The sequence below is a fragment of the Aliirhizobium cellulosilyticum genome (genome assembly GCF_014198105.1).
Lineage (GTDB): Bacteria > Pseudomonadota > Alphaproteobacteria > Rhizobiales > Rhizobiaceae > Neorhizobium > Neorhizobium cellulosilyticum.
In genome coordinates this window covers 598,912-624,450 of record NZ_JACIGW010000002.1, presented here as the reverse complement: position 1 = coordinate 624,450, position 25,539 = coordinate 598,912, and the positions used below count along the sequence as shown (strand labels likewise).

Sequence of the window (25,539 nt, the reverse complement as noted above, 5' to 3'; positions counted from 1 at the left end):
CGGCGCCGTAGCGCACCTCGCATTCCTATCTTCCGTTCCTGGATATCCGTGAGGCCAGGCAACGAGCAGGCGCGTTGGTGGCGATACTGATCTCCTTCATGTCACATCCGCTCCCGTCGCTCGATCTCGCCTGTGTGCAATAGGCGAGGCGGCAGCACTGGGATTGCCCATCGGCCGGGTGAGGGGCTTCTTAAACGCAAATTGCCGCGCACATGGCGCGGCAAGCGGTGAATAAATCGCTCGGTTCCCCTCCGACGCACGCAGGAGGGGAACGATAGTCTTGTCAGTGATGAGCCGGGCTGCTCAGCTCGAGAGCCGCCTGCGCCTTGGTCGTATGGAAGGTCACCTTCCTGAGGCTGTCGGCCAGAATGGACGTGTTCTCCCTCGGATCGGCAGACGGGCTGTGGAAGTTGATGTAGTTGATCGAGATGCTTGCCTTGTCGGCTTCCAGCTTCAATCGGCTATATATGGTGATGCCCGGTGGGCTGATCTCCAGATCGAGCGTGATCGACGGGTAGGTCGACCAGTCGAGAGCATAGTCGCCTCCGACGCCGAAGCGGACCGTCCCCGGATGAAAATAGAGTTCGGCAGCAGAATCGACGAGATCAGCGATGCTGCTGTGATACTCGAAACGAAGAAGCGAAATGAGATCGGCAGCGTCCAGCAGCCTCAGTTCGGCCGCCAACGGGCCAATCGCCTTGGCAAGGATTTCTTCTCGTTCGATGGAGTAGGGGCATGTTTTCATAATGAGCCGTCTAGCCAGTTTTTATGGTTAACGTTGTATTCGGGCCGTCACGAGATCCCTGAAACTTCAGAGGATCGCTCGGTAGTGAAGTTAGAGTATGAGGCTTGCGTAGAAATGGAGTGTTGAATTTAAAAGGAAATTCGACATTCCAAGGCTTGGTCGACCATCGTAGCGCAACAGATCGCGCCGGCTTTCGATCGCCAGTTCTCATCAGGTTGAATACCGGGCTGTCATGATGCGTCTTGCACGCATCTCGGCAATGATGTTCGGTTCCGGACAACGCGTGTCGGGAACGGTGTGCTTCAGAGCAGCATCATGCTTGTAGGTTGTCGGGCGCAACGCTCAATGTGCGTCCGGCCAGGCCTGTGTCTGGCGTTTGTGTTCAGTCGGACTTTTCCATGAAAGGCCCGCTACGTGCCGGCAGGCACGCAACATCGATATGATCGGGCTTCAAGCCGTTTTTGGCGCGCTCTACCATTGTCTCGTAAGCGGTTTCGAGATGCAGGGTGAAGCGTGCGTCGTCGAAAAGCGGGCTTTTCAGGCGATTGTCTTCCAGGCGCTGCCGCAGAGGCTTGAGCTGTTCGGGATTTTTGCCGAACTCGACGGCCAGCCTTACATAGTCGTTCTCGTCTTCCGCAATAAGTTCGGGCAGTCCGATTGCATGCAGCAGACTTTGGCTGACGCGCGAGGCGAAATTGGTGCCCTTGTAGGTCAGGACCGGCAGACCGGCCCAGAGCATCTCGGAAGTCGTCGTGTGGCCGTTAACGGGATAGGTGTCGAGGCCAAGGTCCGCGAGCGGAATGCGGTTCAGGTGGTGCTCGAACTGCATCTTGGTCATGAAGAAGATGCGCTTGGCTGGAACGCCGGCGGCGACGAGCTTCTTCTGTATGTTCATCCTGCTTTCGGCATTGTTGGTCAGGATCCAGAGGATGCCGTTCGGCGTGGACTTCACGATATCTGCCCACATATCCAGCATCTGCGGCGTAATCTTGCGGTTCGCGTTGAACGACCCATAGATGAAGGCGTCTTCGGGAAGGCCCACTTCCTTGCGTGTCATAGGCTTGGCAAGCGGCCTGTTGACCGGATCGTTCGGCTGATACGTTTCCGGCAGGCGGCAGAACTTCTCGTAATAGTGCGGTTTCGAACTATCCGGCAAAACGTATCTGTCGCCCACGGCATAGTCGAGATCGACGTTGACAGTGGAGCCTGGGAAGCCCAGCCAGGCAACCTGGATCGGTGCCGCCTGCATGTTGAAGACCGTATTGCGAGTGCCGATCGTATGGCCCTTGAGATCGACGAGGATGTCGATATTGCGGGACCTGATTTCGGCCACGATCTCCTCATCGCTGAGATCGCGAACGGTGACGACATTGCCCCACTCTTCGCGGTTTGCCTCATTGGTCGCCAGCATCTTCGGATCGGTATGGCAAAAGAGGGTCACTTCGAAGCGATCCCTATCATGCAATTCGAACACCCGGCGGATAAGCTTCATCGTGGCATGTTTGTCGAAAAGGTCGGAGGAGAGGTAACCGACACGGATCTTGTCACCCCACGTATGGGGCATTTGATGCCGGATTGCGGTCATCTCCGGGGAAAATCTCGGCGTGTTGCTACGAGCCAGCTGGTTCAGATGCTCATTGCCGGTCCAATGGAGGTTGAAGAAGGTGCCGTCCATCCTGACGAAGTCCGTCTCGCCTGACGCAAGTTCAGCGTCGATGATCGGCTGGTGGCGCTCTATCGCGTCGTACTTGCTGTGTTCGCGGCTGAAGGTGAGATACATCAGCCGCACCGGCTGGCTGTTCGGAATTCGGCTGAGCAGTACACGGGCTGTCTCGATATCGGACGGATCGAACATATCCCAGGTGTTCAGCGAAATCCGGGCGCCGAGCAGCATATGCGGCAGCTCCTTACTCCTGATCAGCAAGGTTTTAAACACGCGGGCGATACGAGCCTCACCTCTCTCGACCAGAGTTGACGCGACGATGAAAGCCAGTTCTGGGTCGCGGGTCAGCTTTGGAAGAATGCGATTGGCCAGAGCCAGCGCCTTGTCCTTCTCACCGATTTCGAAATTGAGCTTGATGGCATCGATCAGATTGTCGTCGGCATGTTGACCGCCGAGCTCGGCAGCCAACTGGAAGGACTGGGCGGCTTCCGCCTTGTGACCGAGCTGCTTCAGCGTGCGGGCGAGCAGCGTGTAGGTACGGGCATCCTTTTGAACTTCGAGCAACCTGTTGATGGTGACGAGCGAGGAGGTGTAGTCGCCGCTGCGGAAATGCTGGGACGCGGCCTTATAGCTGATCTCGGTCAACATCTGCTCCGTATTTTCGTTGCCGCGCCAAGTTCGTCTGTTGGTTGCAGAGGCTTGCTTGCGGGCGACGCAAGAAATCGATCCGACTTTGCTATCCGGCGAAGCTTGCTTGAAACCGGTGTTGGTTGGCCGGAGCCGGAAAAACGCTCGCTAAAATTATGTTTAACGTACCACCCCGAGCGCTAACCGTTTGTTTACTATGTGTCCGCATTGCCGACGACTCACCCCCAAAATTAAGACTGTGGCAACTCTTGGCTGGCTAATTTGGTCCTGCGACGGGTTGGTGTCCTAAACGAATAAACGGAACCGAGTGGCATGATGTCGGACCGTCGCAGCCGATTAAGAACCGGCATGTCCTCACCGTTTGTTTTCAGTCTTTAGGGGACACTTCATGTCTAGCATCAACTTCAATGCCGGCGCTACTTCGGCTCTCGAAACCCTCCGCAACATCAACAAGGATCTGCAGAAGACGCAGAACAGCGTCTCCACGGGCGAGCGCGTTAACTCTGCTTCTGACGGCGTTTCCTACTGGTCCATCGCGACCACGATGAAGTCGGACAACAAGGCTCTCGGCGCCGCTTCCGACGCACTCGGCGTTGGCGCTGCCAAGGTCGACACAGCTTACGCTGCAACCGAAAGCGCCATTGACGTCGTCAACGAAATCAAGGCCAAGCTGGTTACCGCTTCGGAAAGCTCTGCCGACAAGGATCAGATCAACCTGGAAGTTGAAAAGCTTCAGGAACAGCTGACCGCAATCGGTAAGGCCGCCTCGTTCAACGGCGAAAACTGGCAGATTTCCGGCTCGAACACCTCGACCACCGCTAAGGTTGTCGACGGCTTCGTCCGCGAAGACAGCGGTACGGTCAAGATCACCACTGCCGACTTCAACCTGTCCAGCTACGCAATGTTCTCGACGCTCGCCAGCGACGTCGGTTCCGGCGGCATTCTGGGCGCTGTCATGACCATCGCTCTGACCTCTGCTTCCACGCAGGGCGCAATCGACGGCTTCATGACCACGGTTGAAACCGCTCTGTCGAGCCTGACGGATGCCGGCGCTGCTCTCGGCGCTCTGACCACCCGTATCACCCTGCAGGACGAATTCGCTTCCAAGATCTCCGACGCAATCGACTCGGGCGTCAGCCGCCTCATCGACGCCGACATGGAAGAAGAATCTGCAAAGCTTTCGGCACTCCAGACCCAGCAGCAGCTCGCTGTTCAGTCGCTGTCGATCGCCAACTCCTCGGGCCAGAACATCCTGCGTCTGTTCCAGTAATCACTGGCATCGTTCCGAAATTGGGGCCGCACCTTCCAGGTGCGGCCTTTTTCGTTTTGGGCGCCTTGAAATCCAGCGGAAACGCTGCTGCCAATCGTAGATATTAACAGGAAGTAAATGCTTAAAAATTAACGGGAAGTAAATGAAATTAAAGCGTTTTTTTTGTTTCTTTGTTTGGAACTTGTTAACCTTAACGGTGTCTACTCGGCTCATCAAAACGACGGGCCGAAATTAACGGTTTCCGGCAAGCATGAAGCTGACTGTCGTTCCCGGCGAAATCCGGAATGTCCCTTCAAATCATAGTGCCAAAGGGGCAACTTTCATGACCAGCATTCTGACCAACACCTCCGCCATGTCTGCTCTCGCAACGCTGCGGAACATCAACACTGATCTCGCTTCCACACAGGATCGCGTTTCGTCCGGTTATCGCGTCGGCGCTGCCAAGGTTGACACAGCTTACGCTGCAACCGAAAGCGCTATCGACATCGTCAACGAAATCAAGGCCAAGCTGGTTACCGCTTCGGAAAGCTCGACCGACAAGGAGCAGATCAACCTTGAAGTCGAAAAGCTTCAGCAGCAGCTGACGGCCGTTGCCCAGGCAGCATCCTTCTCCGGTGAAAACTGGCAGATTTCCGGCTCCAACACCTCGACGACGGCCACGGTCGTTGACGGCTTCATCCGCGAAGACAACAGCTCGGTCAAGATCACCACCGCAAGCTTCAACCTGTCCAGCTACGCAATGTTCGAGACCCTGTCCAGCGACGTCGGTTCCGGCGGCATTCTGGGCGCTGTCATGACCATCGCTCTGACCTCGGGTTCGACCCAGGGCGACATCGATGGCTTCATGAACACGGTTGAAACCGCACTGTCGAGCCTGACGGATGCCGGCGCTGCTCTCGGCGCTCTGACCACCCGTATCGACCTGCAGGACAACTTTGCAGCCAGCCTTTCCGACGCGATCGAATCGGGCGTAAGCCGCCTCGTCGACGCCGACATGGAAGAAGAATCAGCAAAGCTTTCGGCACTCCAGACCCAGCAGCAGCTGGCCGTCCAGTCGCTGTCGATCGCCAACTCTTCTTCGCAGAACATCATGACGCTGTTCCGCGGCTAAAAAAAATCCGCTCTCGGATAATAGGGTCGCACCATGGTGCGGCCCTTTTTTACGTCTTGTTTTTATTTGTTAATTTTGTATTTCCGCAATCATAGGCTGTTAGCTTTCTGTTCATTCGTGTTAACAGCCGCAAGCAGGCGTTAACTCTCTGTTAACCCTGATCGGTTTTTCTCCTCGTCATTGAAACAGCGGGCCGGGCAGCAGCGAACACGCAACGTCCACCGGCCAGGCATGAAGCTGATCGCGTTTACCGGTCCACGCCGGAATGTCCCTCCCAACCGTGAGCCAAGGGGCAATTTGAGATGACGAGCATTTTGACAAATACTTCCGCAATGTCCGCACTGCAGACGCTTCGTGCTATCGGCAGCAGCCTTGCAGACACGCAGGATCGCGTCTCTTCCGGTTACCGCGTCAGCGAAGCCGCCGATAACGTCGCCTATTGGTCGATCTCCACGACCATGAATTCCGACAACAAGGCGATTAACGCCGCCTCCGACGCTCTTGGCGTTGGTGCCGCCAAGGTCGATACCGCTTACGCTGCGATGGAAAGCGCCATCGACGTTGTCGACGAAATCAAGGCCAAGCTGGTTACCGCAACGGAAGAGTCCACCGACAAGGACCAGATCCAGCTCGAAGTGGAAAAGCTGCAGGAACAGTTGAGCGCGATTGCGCAGGCAGCTTCGTTCTCCGGTGAAAACTGGATGGTTGCAGCCGACAACGCCTCCAACACGGTGGTCGTGGATGGCTTCATCCGCAATGAGGACGGCACGGTCAAGGTTACGACCGCTGAGTTCCAGGTCGCCTCTTACGCAATGTTCGGCACCATCAATAACGGCGTCGGCGAAGACGGAATTCTCGGTAGCGTCATGAGCATCGCTCTGACCTCGGCATCCACGACCGGCGACATTCAGGCCTTCCTCGACCAGGTCGAAGCCGCACTTTCCAGCCTGACGGATTCGGGTGCCGCCCTTGGTGCTTTGATCACCCGCATCGATCTGCAGGATGAATACGCAGCGACTCTGTCGGACGCAATTGAAACCGGTGTAAGCCGACTGGTCGACGCGGACATGGAGGAGGAATCAGCCAAGCTTTCGGCGCTTCAGACGCAGCAGCAGCTTGCGATCCAGTCGCTGTCGATCGCCAACTCTTCTTCGCAGAACATTCTTTCGCTCTTCCAGGGCTAAATGTTCGGGATCACTTGATTTCGATGACAAAAAACGGGCCGCGTTTCCACGACGCGGCCCGATACGTATTAAGAAAAATCAACGGCTTATGCCGAATGACAGTAGCTGGAATCCGAGACGATATGCTGGCGCAAGGTTGTTTGCGTCTTGTCCGAATCGTAGGTTTTCATTAACCTTCGTGTATTGGCCAAAGAGCCATAAACGTGACGCGCTTGCCACATGGCAAGCAGCATGAAGTCGATGCGTCGCGGCCGGATCACAAACGGCATGTCCTGATTCCGAACATAGGTGGTTAGAACATGTCGAAGATCATGACCGTCGGTTACGTGCAGAGCGCGCTACAGACCCTTCTTTTCGCGAGCGACAATCTCGAAGAAACCCAGAAGCGCACGGCATCCGGCCTGGCGGTTGAATCTGCGGCAGACAATGCTGGTTACTGGTCGGCCGCAACCAACATGACCTCTGACCAGAGCGTTCTCGGTAGTATCGGAGATGCGCTCAACCTCGGTGCCTCTAAGCTCGATACGGCCTATGAGGCAGTGACCTCCTCCATCAACATCATGGACGAGATCACCAGTCAGCTGGTGACCGCCTACGAGGAGGGTACGGATAGAGATGCACTCAACGGCCGAATTAGCTCGCTCAAGGAAAATCTGAACTCTGTCCTCCAGGCAGCGACGTTCTCCGGCGACAACTGGCTCTACAATTCGGATGAAATTCTCGGCGCATCGAAAACCATTCCGACGTCTTTCCAGCGTAGCGTTTCGGGGGCGGTATCGCTCAGCTATGTTTCCGTCGATACCGCGGATACGACGCTGATCGATTCGGCCGATGCCAATCGCGGCCTTCTGACCGGCGCGATCGACGCCAATACATTGAATTCCGACGGAACCGCGACCTCCCGCAACTACTACCTGCTTGACGTGGATTCGACCATTGCGACGACCGGCACGTCGATTGCCGTTTCCGACGCCACGACCTCGGCCGAGCTGGACGATATGATTGCCGTCGTTGGCCATTTGACCGACAGGCTCAATCAGCTGGCAAGTTCGCTGGGCACCGTCTCCGCCCGTGTCGATCAGCAGACCGGCTTCGTGAAGTCTCTCCAGGATATTCTCGACAAGGGCGTTGGCCGCCTGGTCGATGCGGATATGGAAGAAGAATCCACCAAGCTGGCGGCTTACCAAACCCAGCAGTCGCTGTCGTCACAGCTCCTCTCCCTGCTCAATGGTCATCAGCAGAGCACACGCGTTCTTTTTAGCTAGCGCCGTTGGCGGGTCTTCATCTTCGCACAAGTTTGGCATCGTAGCTGGTTTCAGGTGATAATGCGTTCATTCCCGGATGCATCGCGCCGATCGCCTCGAAGCGAGCCTGCCAAACGCACGAAGGAATGGTCCACTTGTTCAGTTTTGAGGTAAGCCTTTTCATTCTCCGCATGTCGGCTAGGTAGGGATATCTCCATGAGTATGCCGCTTGCTCGTTACCTGAAGGATTTTGGCGCTCCGCAACCGCAGCCGCAGCCATCGGAGTTCGTTTCCGATTTCGATTTTCCCGAGAACAACTTCGATCTCCCGGACGTGGCGTCAGAGCCTGCCGTCGATATCGAAGAGGAAAAAAGCAAGGCGCGCGCCGAAGGCCATGAGGCTGCCGTGGTCGAAATGACGGAACGCCATGAGGAGCAGGTGGCGCAGATCACCGCAAGGCATCGCGAGGAAATCGAGGCGCTGACGGCGAAATACGACGCTGTCGTTGCCGAACGCGTTGAAGCCTTCCTCAAGGAGATGAAGGCATCAGTCTCGGATGCCGTAGACACTTCGGTGGCGCGTGTCCTGCAACCCTTTGTCCAGGAAGAGGTCGCTCGCGCTGCTGGCGCAAAATTCGCAGCCGATGTCGCTGAAGAGATCGGGCAGGGCAGGACGGTGAAACTCTCGGTGAGAGGTTCAGAAACATTTATCGAAATGATGCGCAAGCGGCTCGATCCGCTCGTGACTGAAGTCGAATACGAAGAATCGTCGGAAATCGACATGACGCTGGAAGTCGGTGACTCGATTCTCGTGACGCGTCTGAAGACTTTTGTCGAAGCGATGGAAGAGCAGATAGATGAGTGAAAGTCATCATCACGGCAAGAACGAAATTATTGTCGTCAAACGCCACAAGGGTGATCATGACGGAGCCCATGGCGGCGCCTGGAAGATCGCCTATGCGGACTTCATGACGGCAATGATGGCATTCTTCTTGGTCATGTGGCTCGTCAACGCCTCCAACGAAGAAACGAAGGCCTCGATTGCAAGCTACTTCAATCCGATCAAGCTGACGGATGAGCAGCCCAGCTCTGACGGCGTCAAAGAACCGGCAAAGGACGCACAAGGCGAACAGAACGGTCAGAAGTCGGACGTTGCAGCCGATAAGACACAGGACGGTTCCGCCGCAGCTTCCGGCGAGGATCTGACGGCTTCTTCCGGCGAGAACACCAGCTTTTCCGAAGAGGCATTTTTCGAAAATCCTTACGCGGTGCTGGCTGAGATCGCTCAGGAAGTTGGCCAGCAGGCCAATGTCAGCGTGAAGGGCGAGGGTGGCGCTGCAAATTCCGGCCCTTCGACCGGCGCTTCCGGCGGCGAGGCCTATCGCGATCCGTTCGATCCCGACTTCTGGAGTAAGCAGGTTTCCGCTCCACAGAACGGCCAGAACGGTGCCGTTGCCGTGTCGCAGGACAGCAAGCTGCCACCGGTTCCCGATGCCAAGCCGGTCGAGACAGCCGCCGCACAGGCGCATCCACGCACTGACACCCAGAGACAGTCGCCATCTGACGCGCAAGCGTCGACCAGCACCGATGCGGCCCAGCAACAGATTGCCGCGCTGCAATCACCCAAAGGCGCTGTCGACGGCAGTGGTCAGCCGAAGGAAGAGGAGCCTTATGATGGCTCTCCCGAGCCTGACAGGCCTCAGACAACGTCCAAGCCGACGGAGAAGCAAACCGAGAAGGCCGAGGAGTTGCGGGAAGAACTCGTCAAGGCTTTGACCGGCGTTCCGGGCAAACTTGCCGAGGGCATCGTCGTCACTCCGTCCGAGGGCGGTATGCTCGTTACCATTTCAGACCAGGCCGCAACGCCGATGTTCGATCTCGGATCGGCCGTTCCTCGCAGGGAGACTGTCCTGGCGATGGAGAAGGTTGCCGCAGTCTTGAAGGCGAAGGCTGGCTCGATCGTCATCCGCGGCCACACTGACAGCCGGCCTTATCGAGGTGGCAACGCCGACAACTGGACGCTTTCGATGGACCGCGCCCATGCCGCCTATTTCATGCTTCTGCGTGGCGGCCTTGAAGATACCCGCGTAAAGCAGCTTTCCGGTTTCGCCGATCGCCGACCGCAGGTTACCGACAATCCCGAGGACGGAGCCAATCGCCGCATAGAAATCCTGATTGCCGATGGTTGAAGGTAAGCGCTGATGTTCGCTCGCAGATACTGGATTGTTCGCTCCACGCTTCTTGCGGCCGCGCTGGCTGCAGGAGCCGCCGAGACGCGCGCCCAGGACCAGTCGCTCGATGCCTATAAGATCTTGAGGTCCCTCCAGTTCGTCCAGGATTCGCTGGTACTCGGAGATCACTCCGCCTCCGATCTCCAGCGCTACCTGCTCGATTCTCTCGACAAGAGGCTGCGATCTGCGGACAACGGAACGCTTGCGGATACGCGCAATGCAGACGCAGTCTTCGTTTACGTGATGAGTGGCGGTAATCCCGCCACCTTGAACTTCCTGGCATCCCGCGACACTCAGGGATATCTCGACGCGCGTGTCGTCAACGTCCTGCAGAAATATCTCGACGGCCGCGGCGGGCAGGTTGCAAGCTCGATTGCCTCTCTCTCCCAGGAATATAAGGGCTCACCGATCGGTCCCTATCTCAATCTTGTCGCCGGCAACGTCAATTATCCGACTGATCCGACCGCCGCACTGATCTTTTACGATCGCACCCGCATCGATGCACCGGGCACGATCCTGGAAGAGGCGGCGCTGCGCCGCTCCATCGTCGCAAGCGCAAGTCTGAAGGATGTCGATCGGGCTTTCGGCTATTCCGTGCGGTATGCGCGGCGTTTTCTTCATTCGCCTTATGCCAGCCAGTTCGCTGACCTCTTCGTCGACCTCGCGGTAACCAGCGCGCCGGGGCTTGGACACGACCGGGTTTCGGAAGTGGCCGACCTCATGGATCCGGACCGGGCCCAGGAGCTTTACCTGCGCATATCACGACTGGCGACGCTGAAGGGTAAATATGATCTGGCGAGCTATACGGCTGAAGAGGCACGCAAATTGAACGATGTGCTTAGCGGCAAGGGACGTACGCTACTCCCCGGCCTTTACGAGCATATTGCCAAGGTTCCGTCTTCAAATGTTTCGCAGGTTGTCGACCAGCTTTCATCGATTCCCCGCGAAGGTCTTTCGGATCGCGACCGAGCACTTCTCGATGCTGCGCAACGCGTCGGCGAGGAGATTGTCAGGCCTGTGGATATCAGCGGCAGCGGCGAAGACACCCCTACGCCCGATGGCAACACCCGGACTGCCGATGCCAAGCCTGATCCGACGACTGCAGGCTCAGTCGTGCCGAATGCCGCGACCGCGACAAATGCGGCCGTTGACGACTTCGTCACGCAAGGCCGAAACAAGCTGGGTGAGATAGATTCGCTCCTTGCGAAGGAGATTGGGGGTCGATGATGAATGTAGTGAACAATGCCTTGCCGGCGAGCGCGGATGTTTCAACCGCAGCTTCCTCTGCGTCCAACAAGGGTACGCGGACTTCCAAGGACGACGGTTTCGCCAAGACGCTCAACTCCTATGGCGACGGCCAGGGCCAGCGCGAAAAAGCCGCCGCGGCGAATGACGATGGCGCGGCAACCGAGACACAAGCCGGACAGGACCAGCCTGATACGGACGTCGCCGCCGAGCCGAAGGCGACTGCAAGCGCTCGTCCGTTCGCGATGACCGTCGAAACGATGCTTTCAAAGGCCGTTGTTCAGGCCTCGGATGCGATCACTCCGGAGGCCGTCGTTGAAATGCCGGTCGAGGGGCAGGACGCGGAGCCGCAAGTGCCTGTCGACGTTGCCGATCTCGATACGGCGGCAGACCTTTTGGCCGACCTGCAGGCGGCAATGCCGGCCAATACGAAGGGTTCGAGCAGCCCGGTTCGCAACACCGCCGCCGATCAGGCCAAGACAGACAATACGGACACCGATGCCGCAGACCCGGATGCTGCGGACGACGCGCTGGCATTGCTCCAGTCGCTTCCGGAAACGGCGTCTGCCCAGACTGTGCAGTCGGACATTGCCGGCGATCAGCTGCCGGTACAGACGGAATCCGCTGAAATCGACGTAGACACGGTAACAGCACAGGCCGGCAATGCTGCTCTGTCCTTGAAGGACGCAGCGGCAGGAACGGCCACGAACACCGTGGCGACGGATACAAAAACTAGCCAGCGTCCAGCTGCGACTGCCGCCGATGTTGCCCCGGCGGTTCACGATGCGCTGGAGCATGACAGCGAGCTTTCGGTCGACATGGAGACGCCCGCTGTCCAGGTCACCGAGAACCGTCGATACATCGGCATGGCACCGAGCTCCAACGCGGTCTCACTGGCAACCGCATTTGGTCAGGATCCGGATTGGTCGGCTGCCATGAACCCGAGCGCAAAGCTGTCCAACGAGGCGCTTTATGCCAGCACGGGCAAGGTGGTGAATACGCTCAAGATCGAGCTCAACCCCAATGACCTCGGGCATGTGACGGCAACGATGCGCATGGTCGGCGAAGAGCTGAACATTCATCTCACCGTCGAAAGCAGCAAGGCCTATCGGCAGCTCATGCACGACAGTTCCACGATGCTCGATAACCTGAAGTCACAAGGTTACAGCGTCGACCAGATCACGGTCAGCATTGCGAGTGGAAGTAGTTCGACTTCGTCCGACAAGGGCAGCGATACATTCGCCAACAGCCGGCAGTCTTCCGATATGGGACAGGCGCAGCAGCAACAGCAGCAGAACGGCCGCCAGGGCGGCAATACGAGTGGCGGTCTGACGGATACGTCGGACATCGGTACGCGTATCAGCTCTTCCGGAGGTAAGGATGAAGGTTCGGCTCAAGGCGCGGGTTCTGGCGGCGCTGGTGCTCGTCCCGACACCGTTTATCTCTGATAGGGGGGAAGCGGCGGTCGGCGCCAGCCTCGCTTGCGAACGGCAGATACAGCGCGCTGCTGCACAATATGGCATTCCGGAAGGCATACTCTATTCTGTCGGCCTCACCGAGACAGGGCGAAAAGGCTCGCTCAGTCCCTTTGCCTTGAATGTCGAAGGCAAGGCATTCTTTCCCGGTTCGCTGCAGGAAGCCTTTACTCAGGTTGCTGCATCTCGGGGGCAGGGGGCAAAGCTGATCGACATCGGCTGCATGCAGATCAACCTCATGTATCACGGCGCGGAATTTGCCTCCTTGCAGGATATGTTCGATCCGGCTCAGAACGTTGCCTATGCCGCACGTTTTCTGCGGCAGCTGTATGATCGGCACGAGACCTGGACGATGGCTGTTGCCCGTTACCATGCCGGGCCGAACAATGACCCGGCGCAGCAGCGATACGTATGTCGCGTGATCGCAAATCTGGTCGCTTCGGGATATGGGCAGTGGACCGCAGGAGCGACGAATTTTTGCGCTGGCGGCAACTGGAAGTAGATTGCCTTTCCAATTTACATCGCGCCTTTGATCTGGCAGCAATGAGGCGTGTCAAACAGGGGCATGCCGAATCCTGTTATGAATCTGTCAAAATCCACCGAAAAAATTGTGGCTGTTTTGGTTTTTACTACTATATCTAGTGCAAATCGGAGAGGTGTGGTTAATCAATTATTAATTAGTCCCCACAAGTTCCTATAATTGTGGCTGACTCTCACGATTCGTACTCATGCCTCAGCACATGAACGCTGCTGATTCGGAGATGGGTGAATGATCGTCGTGGTTGATGAGCGAGAGCTCGTAACGGAAGGTTACACATCCCTGTTCGGCCGCGAGGGCATCCCCTCGGCAGGCTTCGATCCCGTCGAGTTCGGCGAGTGGGTCAACTCCGCAGCCGATGCCGATATCCGCGCCATCGAAGCCTTCCTCATCGGCCAGACCAAGAACGCCTGCGATCTGCCACGCGCCATCCGCGATCGCTCCACCGCACCGGTCATCGCCGTTTCCGATCAGCCGTCGCTCGATGCGACGCTGGCGCTGTTTGATGCCGGCGTCGACGACGTCGTCCGCAAGCCGGTTCATCCGCGCGAGATCCTGGCGCGCGCCGCTGCCATCCGTCGCCGCCTGACCGCCATCGCCAACTACACCGATATCGGTTCGATCCGCGTCTATTCCGACGGTCGCGATCCTGAGATTGGTGGGGAAGTCTTTCCGCTGCCGCGCCGCGAGCGCCGCATTCTCGAATATCTGGTCGCCAATCGCGGCCGACGTGTTTCCAAGGCGCAGATCTTCTCGGCCATCTACGGCATCTTCGACGAGGACGTCGAGGAAAACGTCGTCGAGAGCCATATCAGCAAATTGCGCAAGAAGCTCCGCAAGAAGCTCGGAATCGACCCGATCGATTCAAAGCGCTTCCTCGGGTATTGCATCGACTGGAATTGATGACGGCACAGCATGGTGCTGTCCTGTTCAACGCAAAAACACCGCCCGATCGCTTTGGGCGGTGTTTCTATTTGAGATGACAGAAAAGATGGATGAAGCTCTTCGTTAGCGTGCCGAAAGCTGGGCCACGGCCAGCAGCGTGTCAGCGCTGATCGAGGAGGAGCTGCCCTGAAGAATGGAAAGGGCAGCCGAGTCCGTTGCGCCGTTCTGGCTGTCGTAAAGTGCGGTGAAGCGTTGAATGACCTTCTGCACGTAATCCGGATCGGACAATTTATCGAGCTCGACGAATTTCTCGACGGTCGCTGCCTGCTTCTCAAGCTCCTGGCTGGAGAAATAGGTCGACAGATTGTAGGCTGTCTTGAAAAAGTTGAGCAGCGCTGAATCCCCAAGGATGTCGTAGGCACTGGTGATCGACGAGGCCTTGCGCTCGAAATAGAGAGCAAGTCGAACGCCCTCGTTGGAATCGCCCTGCTCTTCTTCCAGTGTCTGCCGATAGTAGTTACTGACAGTCTGGAAAACGTCGCCCCTCTGCTGGACCGTGCCAAGCGTATCGGATGTCAGGTTACCTTCGGTGTCGAAATTGAAGGAAGCGACGATCTTGGCGAAGCTCTTGTTGTCCAACTGGTTGACGTAGCTCTTCGGATCGTCGAGATCCGAAGCGAACATCTGCTGCAGCTCGTCTTTTGTGACGCTCTTCGGATCAATTTCCTGGCTCTCGAGCAGGAAGTTGACGAGCCTGCTGTCCGATAGAAGTTCATCGACAGTCGAAATCGATTCCATCTTCTTTTCGAAATACTCGATCTCGTCAGTGGCGGTTTCGCCCGCTTTTTCCCTCTCATCGCCCTTCAGGAAGCGTGTCTTGAGGCTGAGGTAATCCGCGGTAAAGTCCTGAGTTACGTTTTCCGACTGTGCCAGAAGTGGGGTGTCGACGTCGCCCTTCGTATCGAAATTGAACGCTTTGACGAGGGCCACATACCGCTCGTCATCCAGCTGATTGGCGTAGCTGTCCTTGTCTTCGAGATTGCTGGAAAGGATCTTGCGCAGGGCCGTCATTTTGACCTCACTTGGGTCGATGCCGAAGGCGCGCAACGCGACATCCCATATTTCGGTAACGTCGTCGTTGTTCGCATCGTCGTCATCTGCATTCGACTTGAAGAAGTCATCAATGCTTTTGACGTCGGCGATGCGGGTCTCGAAATTGGAGACAGCATTTTCCACCGCATCGGCCTGGCTGGCCTGGAACGCGGTCTTGTACTTGGCCTCGAGATTGGTCGCCTGTTCGCTGGTCTGGGCCGAACCACCGGCCGCAACCGTTCCGTCGGTCTGGAAACTGAAATAATCCAGTAGCTCAGTATTGCCGATCGTCTCGGCGAATGTCCGGCTGTACATCATACTGGCAACGCTCGATGCCATCATCGTGTCGCGCAGTCCGAAAGCAGTTTTGACATACTCCAGAAGCCGCGCGTCCGAAGTGATTTCGGAGGCGCTTCCGGCCTCGGCAACGTGTTTTTCCCAGTAGGACTGGTTTGCGTCCAGGAGCAGGTCGGAGGGATAGGTCGACTTGTTGTAAATGTAGTCGAGCCGCAGATCCGATGTCTGTTCAGCGCTCTGCGCGGTCTCGCCTGCAGCGACTGTGCCATCGGAGCTGAAATTGAAAGCCGCAGCCAGTTCGCGCCAGGCATCGTTGCTCGCCTGATTGGCAACGCTATCGGGATCGTTCAGATCGCTTGTCAGGACCTGCGATAGATAGTTCTTGGAGGTGTATTTCGCGTCGAGCCCGAATGATTCCAGCACGTAGGTGCGCAGCCTGTCATTGCCGATAATGTCGTTGACATGATCGATGCTACCGATCTTGCTCTGGAAATAGGACACCTCGGACTTGATGTCCGTTTCTTCCTGGGTAAAGGAATCCTGGTAGGCCGTAACGAGGTTCTCGGTCTGGGCCGATGTCTGTGCCTTCGCCAAATCGCCCGAGAAATTGTAGGCCTTGGCGAAATCCGCGTATCGGGTGTCGGTGAGTGAATTGGCGAAGCTGGAATCGTCGTTCGGATCGCTTTCCAGCACCTTCTTCATGAAGGCCTTGGCATAGGTCATCTCCTCGAGGCCGTAGGCCTTCATTGCATAGGAAAACAACCTGTAATCGTTGACGAATTCCTCGGCTGTGGTGACTTTGCCGATATTTTCTTCGTAATAGTCCGTGTTGCTTGCAACATCACCCTGGCTTGCAACGCGCGACAACGAGGAATTGATGTCCCTGTTGAGGACAAGATAGCTCGTATATGTGGAGAATGCGCTTGAAACCATGCGGATGGAAGCCTTTTGCTTGCTGCAATGGCCGATATCATGGCCCAGACTTGCGCTTCCATCGCGCACACGTCCACCGGGCATCCTTGCCCTCGGGACTTAATTCGTGATGAACGTAGCTGAAAAATGCTCTTGTGTCATCCCCGTCCGGCCATCAATTCCGGGAATGGCTTAACGCGCCGTCACTCTCACGCAAGCTTCGCTTTCTAGATTTTACCCAAACCGGCTGGCTGTCCGATGTTGCGACGGCTGTCCGAATTCAAGGACTTTGGAAGCGAAAGCGCCTCAGGCGGTTTCCGCATCTCATGACGAGACGGAGCAGAAATGGCCACCCCTCAGAGTATCCTGCCGTTGCCGAAGGTCGCGCCGAAGGGCCGTGACATCGGTTTTGCCGTCGGCATAGTCACGATCCTTTGCATTCTCTTCCTGCCGATCCCGGTCTTCATGATCGACGTGGGGCTGGCCTTCTCCATCGCCTTCGCCGTCCTCATCCTGATGGTTTCGCTCTGGATTCAGCGCCCTCTGGATTTTTCGTCCTTCCCGACGATCCTTCTGATCGCCACCATGATTCGTCTGGCGCTCAACATTGCGACAACGCGCGTCATCCTCTCCCATGGACATGAGGGACATGATGCGGCTGGCGGTGTCATCGCCGGCTTCTCCAGTCTGGTCATGTCCGGCGACTTCGTTATCGGTCTGATCGTCTTTCTGATCCTGATCGTCGTCAACTTCATCGTTATCACCAAGGGTGCCACCCGTATCGCGGAAGTCGGAGCCCGCTTCACCCTCGATGCCATTCCCGGCAAGCAGATGTCGATCGATGCGGACCTGTCCGCCGGCACGATCGACGAGAAGGAAGCCCAGCGCCGCCGTAGTGAACTCGAAGAGGAAAGCTCCTTCTACGGCGCGATGGACGGTGCCTCGAAATTCGTTCGCGGCGATGCGGTCGCAGGCCTGTTGATCACCGCGATCAACATTTTCGGCGGCATCATCATCGGCTATTTCCGTCACGGTATGGAAATCGGCGAAGCAGCCGATGTCTTCGTCAAGCTTTCTGTCGGTGACGGTATCGTAACCCAGATTCCGGCTCTCATTGTCTCGCTCGCAGCCGGCCTCATCGTAACGCGCGGCGGCACCAAGGGCTCCACCGATACGGCCGTTATCGGCCAGTTGAGCAGCTATCCCAAGGCCATGTCGGTCGCTGCGGGCTTGATGTTCGTTCTCGCGCTCATTCCGGGCCTGCCCCTCCTGCCGTTCACCGCCCTTGGTGGTCTTCTGGCTGCTGGCGCATGGCTCGTTCCCCGCCAGATCGAGGCGCAGAACAAGCTCCTGCGCGAGGAGGAGGAAAAGAAGGCCGTCCAGAAGCAGGAGGTCGAAAAGGACACGGTCAAGAACGTCCTCAAGACCACCGAGATCGAGCTGGCGCTCGGCAAGCTCGTTTCGCCGCGCCTGCTGGGAGCCCATCAGGAACTTGCCTTCCGCGTCAGCAAGATGCGCAAGAAGTTTGCCGTACAGTACGGTTTCGTCGTACCCGAGATCAAGGTCAGCGACGATATCGCCATCCCCGACAAGTCCTACCAGATCCGCATCCATGGCACGACGGTCGCCGCAAGCACACTGCGTGTCGGTGAAGTGCTCGTCATTACCGGCAAGCGCCACAAGCCGTCGGTTCCTGGCGACGAGGTTCGCGAACCCGCCTTCGGCATGCCGGCGGTCTCCGTTCTGGAGCATTTCGTCGAAGATCTGAAGCGCGAGGGCTTCCACCCGATCGACAACATCTCTGCGCTGCTGACGCACGTGAGCGAGGTGATCCGCAACAATCTTCCGTCGCTCCTCTCGTTCAAGGACGTGAAGATCCTGATCGACCGGCTGGACCCGGAATACAAGAAGCTTGCCGACGAAATCTGCTCGTCTCACATGTCCTATTCCGGCCTGCAGGCCATCTTGAAACTGTTGCTGGCCGAGCGCGTTTCGATCCGCAACCTGCATCTCATTCTCGAAGCGGTGGCCGAACTCGCACCGCATCTGAAGAAGGCCGAGCAGATCGTCGAGCATGTGCGTGTCCGCATGGCGCAGCAGATTTGCGGCGATCTTTCCGACAACGGCGTGCTGCGTGTCGTCCGCATCGGTACCAAGTGGGACTTGATCTTCCAGCAGGCGCTCAAGCGCGACGCCAAGGGTGAAGTGATCGAATTCGATATCGATCCGCGCCATCTGGAAGAGTTCAGCAACGAGGCAAGCAAGGTTATCCGTGAATTCATGGACGAGGGACTGCCTTTTGTACTTGTGACCCTGCCCGAAACGCGCTCCTATGTCCGCATGATCACCGAACGCCTGTTCTCGACGCTTCCGGTGCTCTCCCATGTCGAGTTGGCAAAAGGCACGGAAATCAAGATACTCGGTTCGATTTCATGATCCCCGATCCCCAGGGCGCCATAATGGCGCTTTTCCTGGCATTCTGCCGAATAGGTGGATGCGTGATGGTTATGCCAGGGTTCTCGTCGGCGCGTCTGCCGATGCAGATCAGGCTTTTTCTGGCGCTGGCGTTATCGCTGGCGCTTTTGCCTTTGTTCTGGGATATCCTCTATCCGCCCGCCTCGGCCGCCCCCGAAGTCTTCATCGTGACGATCTTCTCCGAGACGATGACGGGCGTCATCTTCGGCCTCGTCGCGCGGATCTATGTTCTCGGCATCCAGTTTGCGGGTGCGATAATCGGCATGGCCATTTCGTTCAATGCCACGCCTTCAGGAGACATATTCGAAGACAGTTCCGACAACTCGCTGACCAGTCTTCTGGCAACGGGCGCGCTTCTCATCCTTTTTGTTTTGGATTTCCACCATTACATGATCAAGGAGCTGGCCGAATCCTATCAGAGCATTCCGGTGGGCTCGTTGATCGGTTCGCAACGCTCGCTGGTCAGCCTGACGGACACGCTCTCCGCGTCTTTCATGATCATGCTGAGGCTGGCGAGCCCCTTCATCCTCTATGGTCTGCTGTTCAACGTGGTCGTTGGCCTCATCAACAAGCTGGCACCGCAAATCCCTCTCTATTTCATTTCCACGCCTTTCGCGCTGGCAGGCGGTATCCTGCTGATTTATTTCGGCATAGCGGCAATTCTCGATCAGTTTGCCGATGGCTTCTTCGTCATCTTCGGCAATCTATAGGAGCGGATAATGGCGGATATGGACAGATCCAAGAAGCTCAAGCGTCTCGTCAGCGTCCAGCGGCATATGGAGAAGATGATCGAAAACGAGCTTTCGGTTATCGTTCGCCAGCGCGAGGAAGTGAACACAGCAATGGAATTGACAGCGAATGTCATGACCTCGCTCGACCCGATCCATCGCGGTCTTTCGCGCCATTATCTGGGCCGTTTCTCACGGCTGGCAACGGAAGAAAAGCAGCTTATGGCGGCCCGCCGCTCTCAGGAAGCGCGCCTGGCAAAGGAGCGCAGCAAGGGAGACCGGCTTGATGAGCGCCGCAAGGAGGCCCTGGAGCAGGAGCAGCGTGCTCGCGAGGACGATGCCGTCATCAACTTGCTTGAGATGATGATCACATTGAAGGACACCAGCTTCCAGCAAGGTTAAGGTGGCAACATTCCCCTCGATTTTACAGCGTCGTGCGCCATTCATCGGTTCAGGCAAGACGCTGTGACACTGAGGTCTGCGCATCGCAAGCCCGGAAATCGAAGTCGATTTTCGGTCGGCGCGCAAGCAAGAGGGAAACGACGTGGCCATATCTCCTTCCAGCGATCTTGTCCTCGACGTAGTCAAGGCAGCCGATCCGAACAGCATGTTGGCAGCGCGCGAAAAGCTGCGTTCTGTAAGTGCTGAACATCAGGCATCCGTGCTGACGGCCAGCAATGCCGGTTTTGCATCTGTGCTGGGCGCCGGTGCAAGCGATGCATCCAAGGCGGGCATCGGCAATATTCAGCACGCTACCGGCAAGGAGCAGATTCCTGAAGTTTACCGGAAGTTCGAATCGAGCGTCCTGACGACCTTCCTCAAGGACATGATGCCTTCCGAAAGCGAAGCCGTTTACGGCAAGGGCTCTGCCGGCGAGTTCTGGAAGAGCATGATGGCCGAACAGATGGCGGATTCGGTTTCCAAGCGAGGCGGCATTGGCATCGCGGAACAGGTCTTCGCGCAGGCGCTGAACAAGCAGCGTCTTGAAGTGCCCAACAACACGACAGACGGAAACGACAAGGCCAAGGCTGTCAGCATGATTACGGATTTCGAACGCCGTACGCTGCTGTCGCCGGGCGCCATCAAAAAAACTGATAACGACGCGGCTTGATTGAAATGCCGAGGGAGAACGATTCCATGGAAGTGCTGAACAGCGAGTACCGCATCAAGGCGGTTCTCGGTCGTCTTGACGTGATCATCGAAAACGAAAACCAGCGGATCGGCACCGATCCCGAGTTCGATTTCAAGCTCTCGAATGCACACAAGAGCCGCTGCCTTTACGAATTGACCATGCTTTTCCGCAACAGCGAGCGAAATGACATCACGGCGGCCCATCTGGAGCAGCTGCATGCGCTCAAGGCCAAACTGAAGTTGAACGAACGCCGCGTGGAAGCTCATATGCGTGCTGTACGCGCCGTTGCCGAACTTCTGAAGAATGCCGTTCGCAGTGCAGACGACGACGGCACCTATTCCCAGGAACAGTTCCTCGTTCGGGCCGATAGATGATCAAGATTGTCCTGATCGGCGTCTGGGTATGCATAATCTCGCTTGGCGGGGTATATGCGGCTGTGACCTTGTCGGCGAAATCCGGCGTAGAAGTTGCCAAACCCGTCATTCCCCCGGCTTATGTGGCAGGTGAAACCCTGAGCATACCCGTGGTGACGGAAGGAGCTGTGACCGGTTACTTCCTCACCAAGGTCTCGGTGATGATCGATCAGGAGAAGGCTGCTAACACGCATATCCCGATCGCGCCCTACATCACGGATGAGCTCTACACCGTCCTGGTGGGTAACAAGATGATCGACCTGCCGAAGGTGGGTGACCTGAATGTCGAGGGCCTGAGAGCCAAGATCAAGGACGACCTCAACGCGCGAGCCGGGGATGCATTGGTGACCGCGGTGATTTTCGAACAGCTCGATTACCTCTCCAAGGCGGACCTTGCCGGGAAGTCGAACCAGAAGATGGCTTCCAAGAAAATCATTGCGCCAGAGCCTGCTCCTGCCGGCACAGCCGGCAGTGCGGCTGCGCCGGCGCAATCGCACTAGAGCGCACCGCACTTTGGTTTCTTGTTTCCAGGCATGTCTTTCCCGCAAATTCCGGGATCACTTCGAGAGACATGCTCGGGCGGGTTCGGGAATTTAGGGGGGCACAGTGCCGAAACCAGTTCTGATCGTCGGCGCCGGTCTGTCCGGTGCCGTCATCGGCCGCGAGCTGGCAGAGGCCGGTCACGTCGTCCACATCATCGATCGGCGTTCCCACATCGCTGGCAATTGTCACACTGCGCGGGACGAAGCGTCCGGCGTGATGGTCCATGTCTACGGGCCGCATATCTTCCACACCAATGATGATGAGGTGTGGCGTTACGTCAACCGGCACATGACGTTCATGCCCTATGTGAACAGGGTGAAGACGACGAGCGCAGGGCAGGTCTATTCGCTGCCCGTCAACCTGCACACGATCAACCAGTTCTTTGACAGGACCTTCAGGCCGGATGAGGCGCGCGACTTCATTCAGTCACAGTCTGACCCGTCGATCGGTGAACCGGTGACATTCGAGGATCAGGCACTCAAATTCGTCGGACGCGAACTCTACGAAGCGTTTTTTGAAGGATACACGCGCAAGCAGTGGGGATGCTCGCCTGCGGATCTGCCTGCCAGCATCCTCAAACGACTGCCGGTGCGGTTCAGCTACGACGACAACTACTTTTCGCATCTCTATCAGGGCATGCCGGAGCACGGTTATACCGAGATGGTCGCGCGTATCTTGTCGCACGACAACATCTCCATAGAACTGGAGCGGAATTTCGTCCGCAGCGATGCCGGCGATTTCTCACACGTGTTTTATTCCGGGCCGCTCGACGGTTACTTCGACTACGAGCTCGGCCGGCTTGGATACCGCACCCTTGATTTCGAGGAGTTTCAATACGACGGTGATTATCAGGGTTGCGCGGTGATGAATTACGCAGATGCCGATGTCCGTTACACACGGGTTACCGAGCATAAGCACTTCTCTCCCTGGGAAAGCCACGAACGGAGCGTATGTTACCGGGAGTATTCGCGGGCATGCGGTCCGGATGATGAGCCATATTATCCGATAAGGCTGAGTGGCGAGCAGGCGCTGCTGGCGCAATACGTGGCGCGTGCTCGCTTCGAGCAAGGCGTCACCTTTGTCGGCCGCCTCGGCACATACCGTTATCTCGATATGGATGTGACGATCCGTGAGGCGCTTGATACCGCCCGATCCTGTATCCGCGCATTCGCGGACGGCTTACCACTCCCCGCGTTCAATATCGAGCCGTAGAAATGGTGCCTCTTTACCGTGTCGGGGTGGATGAGTAACAAACATATCCGCAACTAAAAGTAGATTCTTGATCGCGGTTTTTTTCCATCACGAGTCCGGCGATAATGAGGCGTGTCAAACGGAGTCTCGTTAGCATCAATCATTCTAGTACGATATCCACCGAAAAAATTGTGCCTGTTTTGGTTTGAGCCACTACATCTAGTGCAAATCGGAGAGGTGTGGTTAATCAATTATTAATTAGTCCCCACAAGTTCCTATAATTGTGGCTGACTCTCACGATTCGTACTCATGCCTCAGCACATGAACGCTGCTGATTCGGAGATGGGTGAATGATCGTCGTGGTTGATGAGCGAGAGCTCGTAACGGAAGGTTACACATCCCTGTTCGGCCGCGAGGGCATCCCCTCGGCAGGCTTCGATCCCGTCGAGTTCGGCGAGTGGGTCAACTCCGCAGCCGATGCCGATATCCGCGCCATCGAAGCCTTCCTCATCGGCCAGACCAAGAACGCCTGCGATCTGCCACGCGCCATCCGCGATCGCTCCACCGCACCGGTCATCGCCGTTTCCGATCAGCCGTCGCTCGATGCGACGCTGGCGCTGTTTGATGCCGGCGTCGACGACGTCGTCCGCAAGCCGGTTCATCCGCGCGAGATCCTGGCGCGCGCCGCTGCCATCCGTCGCCGCCTGACCGCCATCGCCAACTACACCGATATCGGTTCGATCCGCGTCTATTCCGACGGTCGCGATCCTGAGATTGGTGGGGAAGTCTTTCCGCTGCCGCGCCGCGAGCGCCGCATTCTCGAATATCTGGTCGCCAATCGCGGCCGACGTGTTTCCAAGGCGCAGATCTTCTCGGCCATCTACGGCATCTTCGACGAGGACGTCGAGGAAAACGTCGTCGAGAGCCATATCAGCAAATTGCGCAAGAAGCTCCGCAAGAAGCTCGGAATCGACCCGATCGATTCAAAGCGCTTCCTCGGGTATTGCATCGACTGGAATTGAAAAATGTAAGGGGCGATCAGGATCGCCCCTTTTTTGTTTTCCGGCCGGCAATGATTGTTCGGCCTTTTCCGATTGTTTCGACTGCCGGTTTTCCATCGACCCGTTGGGCATCCCGCCGTCGAAAAATGTTTTTCAAATTTTCCATCCATCCTTTTCAGACAGCTTCACGCAAGGACCGGCACCTAATGTGGAGCAACTATCACAGCGAGGATTCGAAATGAGCATTTTTGGAACCATGAAGACCGCCGTTTCGGGCATGAATGCTCAGGCTAACCGCCTGGGGACGGTCGGTGACAATATCGCGAACTCGAGCACGACAGCCTACAAGGGCGCTTCGACCTCGTTTTCGTCACTGGTTCTTCCATCCACTTCCGGCAACTACAACTCCGGCGGCGTGGAGACGAAAGTTTCCTACTCCGTTTCGGAACAGGGTGCCTTGGAATACACCACGTCCGGATCTGATCTCGCGATCCAGGGTGAAGGTTTCTTCATCGTCCAGGATACCGCTGGAAACATCTTCCTGACGCGTGCGGGTTCGTTTACTCCCGATGAAAACGGCTATCTCGTGAACGACGCCGGCTACATGCTTCTCGGTTACGACGCCGATGGAGGCACGCCGACCACCGTCGTCAATTCCTATGACGGGCTGGTGCCGGTTAAGGCTTCCAACTCGAGCATCACGGCTGTCGCAACGACCAACGGCTCGCTCACCGGCAACCTCAACAAGTCGGCGGATCCTGTCGCTGCGGGCAGCTGGGCAAGTGATAACGGTGCTACCACCGATGTCGACATGGACAGCATGCTGAAGACCTCGGTAACGACCTATGACGAGTACGGCGCAGCTGTAACCTACGATTTCTACTTCACCAAGACGGCCGATAACTCTTGGGAAGTCGCAGTTTACAATGCTGCCGATAAGAGCACGACCGGCAGCGGCAGCTTCCCGTATTCCGGCACGGCCGTGACCGCCGATCTGGTGTTTGATTCGAAGGGTCTCGTCAGCGTTGACGGCGCGACCTCGCCGCTGTCGATCACCGTTGGCGGCATTGACTTCGACCTTTCCGGCATGAACCAGCTTTCCAGCGCATCGGTAATCTCCAAGGGTAGCGCCAACGGTAGCCCGGCCGAGTCTATGACCGGTATCGAGATCGATTCGGATGGCACGGTTTACGCGACCTACGCCAAGAGCGATCCGAAAGCCCTCTACCAGATTGCGATGGCGACGGTTCAGAGCCCGGACAATCTCAAGCTCTTCTCGGGCAACGTATATAAGCCGACCGCAGACTCAGGTGTCGTCACCATCGGCTTTGCCGGCACCACCGGCTTCGGCGAAATCGTTTCCGGTGCCCTGGAAACATCCAACGTCGACCTCGCAAGCGAACTGACGGAAATGATCGAATCGCAGCGTAGCTACACGGCGAATTCCAAGGTATTCCAGACCGGCTCTGACCTGATGGATGTTCTCATCAATCTCGCCCGTTAAGGCGTAGGAGCCA

General features: G+C 57.1%; 22 protein-coding genes. 19 read left to right on the top strand and 3 right to left on the bottom strand.

The features are described 5' to 3' along the window. Positions 1–283: 283 nt before the first annotated feature. On the bottom strand, positions 284–745 hold the full coding sequence (locus tag GGE33_RS11775) for a hypothetical protein (protein ID WP_148144387.1): 462 nt from the start codon (positions 743–745) through the stop codon (positions 284–286). A 382-nt stretch (positions 746–1,127) separates the two neighbouring features. Beyond that, positions 1,128–3,056, bottom strand: coding sequence for an O-linked N-acetylglucosamine transferase, SPINDLY family protein (locus GGE33_RS11770; RefSeq protein WP_183823317.1), 1,929 nt, complete (start codon positions 3,054–3,056; stop codon positions 1,128–1,130). Positions 3,057–3,444: 388 nt separating this feature from the next. On the opposite strand from GGE33_RS11770, the gene GGE33_RS11765 reads away from it, so the two are divergent. The 10 genes from GGE33_RS11765 (at position 3,445) to rem (GGE33_RS11720) (ending at position 14,256) form a co-directional block, all read left to right on the top strand. Beyond that, complete coding sequence (locus GGE33_RS11765; protein ID WP_183823315.1) at positions 3,445–4,326, top strand: flagellin N-terminal helical domain-containing protein; 882 nt, start codon at positions 3,445–3,447, stop codon at positions 4,324–4,326. A 322-nt stretch (positions 4,327–4,648) separates the two neighbouring features. Continuing rightward, positions 4,649–5,437, top strand: a complete 789-nt coding sequence (locus GGE33_RS11760) for a flagellin (protein WP_183823313.1) — start codon at positions 4,649–4,651, stop codon at positions 5,435–5,437. Between the two features lie 302 nt (positions 5,438–5,739). After that, positions 5,740–6,621 carry a flagellin N-terminal helical domain-containing protein gene (locus GGE33_RS11755; protein ID WP_148144383.1) on the top strand — a complete coding sequence of 294 codons (882 nt, stop codon included), beginning with the start codon at positions 5,740–5,742 and terminating at the stop codon, positions 6,619–6,621. A gap of 299 nt (positions 6,622–6,920) precedes the next feature. Then, positions 6,921–7,886, top strand: a complete 966-nt coding sequence (locus GGE33_RS11750) for a flagellin N-terminal helical domain-containing protein (RefSeq protein WP_148144381.1) — start codon at positions 6,921–6,923, stop codon at positions 7,884–7,886. 195 nt (positions 7,887–8,081) lie between these two features. Next, positions 8,082–8,729 (top strand): hypothetical protein, encoded by a 648-nt coding sequence (locus GGE33_RS11745; protein ID WP_183823311.1) that lies wholly within the window; start codon positions 8,082–8,084, stop codon positions 8,727–8,729. Continuing rightward, positions 8,722–10,053: a MotB family protein gene (locus GGE33_RS11740; RefSeq protein WP_183823309.1), complete on the top strand. Its 1,332-nt coding sequence runs from the start codon at positions 8,722–8,724 to the stop codon at positions 10,051–10,053. Before GGE33_RS11745 ends, GGE33_RS11740 begins: the two co-directional genes overlap by 8 nt. Positions 10,054–10,065: 12 nt before the next feature. Then, positions 10,066–11,322 carry a chemotaxis protein gene (locus tag GGE33_RS11735; RefSeq protein WP_183823307.1) on the top strand — a complete coding sequence of 419 codons (1,257 nt, stop codon included), beginning with the start codon at positions 10,066–10,068 and terminating at the stop codon, positions 11,320–11,322. Continuing rightward, complete coding sequence (fliK, locus tag GGE33_RS11730) at positions 11,319–12,788, top strand: flagellar hook-length control protein FliK (protein ID WP_183823305.1); 1,470 nt, start codon at positions 11,319–11,321, stop codon at positions 12,786–12,788. Before GGE33_RS11735 ends, fliK begins: the two co-directional genes overlap by 4 nt. Then, the gene (locus tag GGE33_RS11725; protein WP_394353645.1) at positions 12,748–13,317 is read left to right on the top strand and encodes a lytic transglycosylase domain-containing protein; all 570 of its coding nucleotides are present in this window, start codon (positions 12,748–12,750) and stop codon (positions 13,315–13,317) included. The genes fliK and GGE33_RS11725 overlap by 41 nt, the downstream gene beginning before the upstream one ends. 267 nt (positions 13,318–13,584) lie before the next feature. Further along, positions 13,585–14,256: a transcriptional activator Rem gene (gene rem / locus GGE33_RS11720; RefSeq protein WP_183823293.1), complete on the top strand. Its 672-nt coding sequence runs from the start codon at positions 13,585–13,587 to the stop codon at positions 14,254–14,256. A gap of 105 nt (positions 14,257–14,361) precedes the next feature. Here rem (GGE33_RS11720) and GGE33_RS11715 read toward each other — a convergent pair whose 3' ends face one another. Then, positions 14,362–16,644, bottom strand: a complete 2,283-nt coding sequence (locus GGE33_RS11715) for a DUF1217 domain-containing protein (RefSeq protein ID WP_246435959.1) — start codon at positions 16,642–16,644, stop codon at positions 14,362–14,364. Positions 16,645–16,884: 240 nt separating this feature from the next. Here GGE33_RS11715 and flhA point away from each other — a divergent pair, with 240 nt between their 5' ends. From flhA to GGE33_RS11670, 9 genes are all read left to right on the top strand, one after another. Then, positions 16,885–18,975 carry a flagellar biosynthesis protein FlhA gene (flhA, locus tag GGE33_RS11710; RefSeq protein ID WP_148148804.1) on the top strand — a complete coding sequence of 697 codons (2,091 nt, stop codon included), beginning with the start codon at positions 16,885–16,887 and terminating at the stop codon, positions 18,973–18,975. After that, positions 18,972–19,724, top strand: a complete 753-nt coding sequence (gene fliR / locus GGE33_RS11705) for a flagellar biosynthetic protein FliR (RefSeq protein WP_148148805.1) — start codon at positions 18,972–18,974, stop codon at positions 19,722–19,724. Before flhA ends, fliR begins: the two co-directional genes overlap by 4 nt. Before the next feature lie 9 nt (positions 19,725–19,733). Next, positions 19,734–20,144: a hypothetical protein gene (locus tag GGE33_RS11700; RefSeq protein ID WP_183823301.1), complete on the top strand. Its 411-nt coding sequence runs from the start codon at positions 19,734–19,736 to the stop codon at positions 20,142–20,144. 142 nt (positions 20,145–20,286) lie between these two features. Beyond that, the gene (locus tag GGE33_RS27835) at positions 20,287–20,853 is read left to right on the top strand and encodes a rod-binding protein (RefSeq protein ID WP_183823299.1); all 567 of its coding nucleotides are present in this window, start codon (positions 20,287–20,289) and stop codon (positions 20,851–20,853) included. Positions 20,854–20,879: 26 nt separating this feature from the next. After that, positions 20,880–21,248: a hypothetical protein gene (locus tag GGE33_RS11690; protein ID WP_148148808.1), complete on the top strand. Its 369-nt coding sequence runs from the start codon at positions 20,880–20,882 to the stop codon at positions 21,246–21,248. Then, on the top strand, positions 21,245–21,787 hold the full coding sequence (locus tag GGE33_RS11685; RefSeq protein ID WP_183823297.1) for a hypothetical protein: 543 nt from the start codon (positions 21,245–21,247) through the stop codon (positions 21,785–21,787). The genes GGE33_RS11690 and GGE33_RS11685 overlap by 4 nt, the downstream gene beginning before the upstream one ends. A gap of 106 nt (positions 21,788–21,893) precedes the next feature. Next, on the top strand, positions 21,894–23,042 hold the full coding sequence (gene glf / locus GGE33_RS11680; RefSeq protein WP_183823295.1) for a UDP-galactopyranose mutase: 1,149 nt from the start codon (positions 21,894–21,896) through the stop codon (positions 23,040–23,042). Positions 23,043–23,371: 329 nt separating this feature from the next. After that, entirely contained in the window at positions 23,372–24,043 is a 672-nt protein-coding gene (gene rem / locus GGE33_RS11675) for a transcriptional activator Rem (protein ID WP_183823293.1), read from the top strand. A gap of 217 nt (positions 24,044–24,260) precedes the next feature. After that, entirely contained in the window at positions 24,261–25,526 is a 1,266-nt protein-coding gene (locus GGE33_RS11670; RefSeq protein ID WP_183823291.1) for a flagellar hook protein FlgE, read from the top strand. Positions 25,527–25,539 lie beyond the last annotated feature (13 nt).

Coding starts and splice junctions, on each gene's coding strand:
- GGE33_RS11740 (WP_183823309.1), top strand. CDS start 8,722: ATGAGTGAAAGTCATCATCACGGCAAGAACGAAATTATTGTCGTCAAA.
- GGE33_RS11775 (WP_148144387.1), bottom strand. CDS start 745: ATGAAAACATGCCCCTACTCCATCGAACGAGAAGAAATCCTTGCCAAG.
- GGE33_RS11770 (WP_183823317.1), bottom strand. CDS start 3,056: ATGTTGACCGAGATCAGCTATAAGGCCGCGTCCCAGCATTTCCGCAGC.
- GGE33_RS11700 (WP_183823301.1), top strand. CDS start 19,734: ATGGCGGATATGGACAGATCCAAGAAGCTCAAGCGTCTCGTCAGCGTC.
- fliK (WP_183823305.1), top strand. CDS start 11,319: ATGATGAATGTAGTGAACAATGCCTTGCCGGCGAGCGCGGATGTTTCA.
- GGE33_RS11745 (WP_183823311.1), top strand. CDS start 8,082: ATGAGTATGCCGCTTGCTCGTTACCTGAAGGATTTTGGCGCTCCGCAA.
- GGE33_RS11760 (WP_183823313.1), top strand. CDS start 4,649: ATGACCAGCATTCTGACCAACACCTCCGCCATGTCTGCTCTCGCAACG.
- flhA (WP_148148804.1), top strand. CDS start 16,885: ATGGCCACCCCTCAGAGTATCCTGCCGTTGCCGAAGGTCGCGCCGAAG.
- GGE33_RS11750 (WP_148144381.1), top strand. CDS start 6,921: ATGTCGAAGATCATGACCGTCGGTTACGTGCAGAGCGCGCTACAGACC.
- GGE33_RS11755 (WP_148144383.1), top strand. CDS start 5,740: ATGACGAGCATTTTGACAAATACTTCCGCAATGTCCGCACTGCAGACG.
- rem (WP_183823293.1), top strand. CDS start 23,372: ATGATCGTCGTGGTTGATGAGCGAGAGCTCGTAACGGAAGGTTACACA.
- GGE33_RS11670 (WP_183823291.1), top strand. CDS start 24,261: ATGAGCATTTTTGGAACCATGAAGACCGCCGTTTCGGGCATGAATGCT.
- GGE33_RS11765 (WP_183823315.1), top strand. CDS start 3,445: ATGTCTAGCATCAACTTCAATGCCGGCGCTACTTCGGCTCTCGAAACC.
- rem (WP_183823293.1), top strand. CDS start 13,585: ATGATCGTCGTGGTTGATGAGCGAGAGCTCGTAACGGAAGGTTACACA.
- GGE33_RS11690 (WP_148148808.1), top strand. CDS start 20,880: ATGGAAGTGCTGAACAGCGAGTACCGCATCAAGGCGGTTCTCGGTCGT.
- GGE33_RS11715 (WP_246435959.1), bottom strand. CDS start 16,644: ATGCCCGGTGGACGTGTGCGCGATGGAAGCGCAAGTCTGGGCCATGAT.
- GGE33_RS11685 (WP_183823297.1), top strand. CDS start 21,245: ATGATCAAGATTGTCCTGATCGGCGTCTGGGTATGCATAATCTCGCTT.
- fliR (WP_148148805.1), top strand. CDS start 18,972: ATGATCCCCGATCCCCAGGGCGCCATAATGGCGCTTTTCCTGGCATTC.
- GGE33_RS11735 (WP_183823307.1), top strand. CDS start 10,066: ATGTTCGCTCGCAGATACTGGATTGTTCGCTCCACGCTTCTTGCGGCC.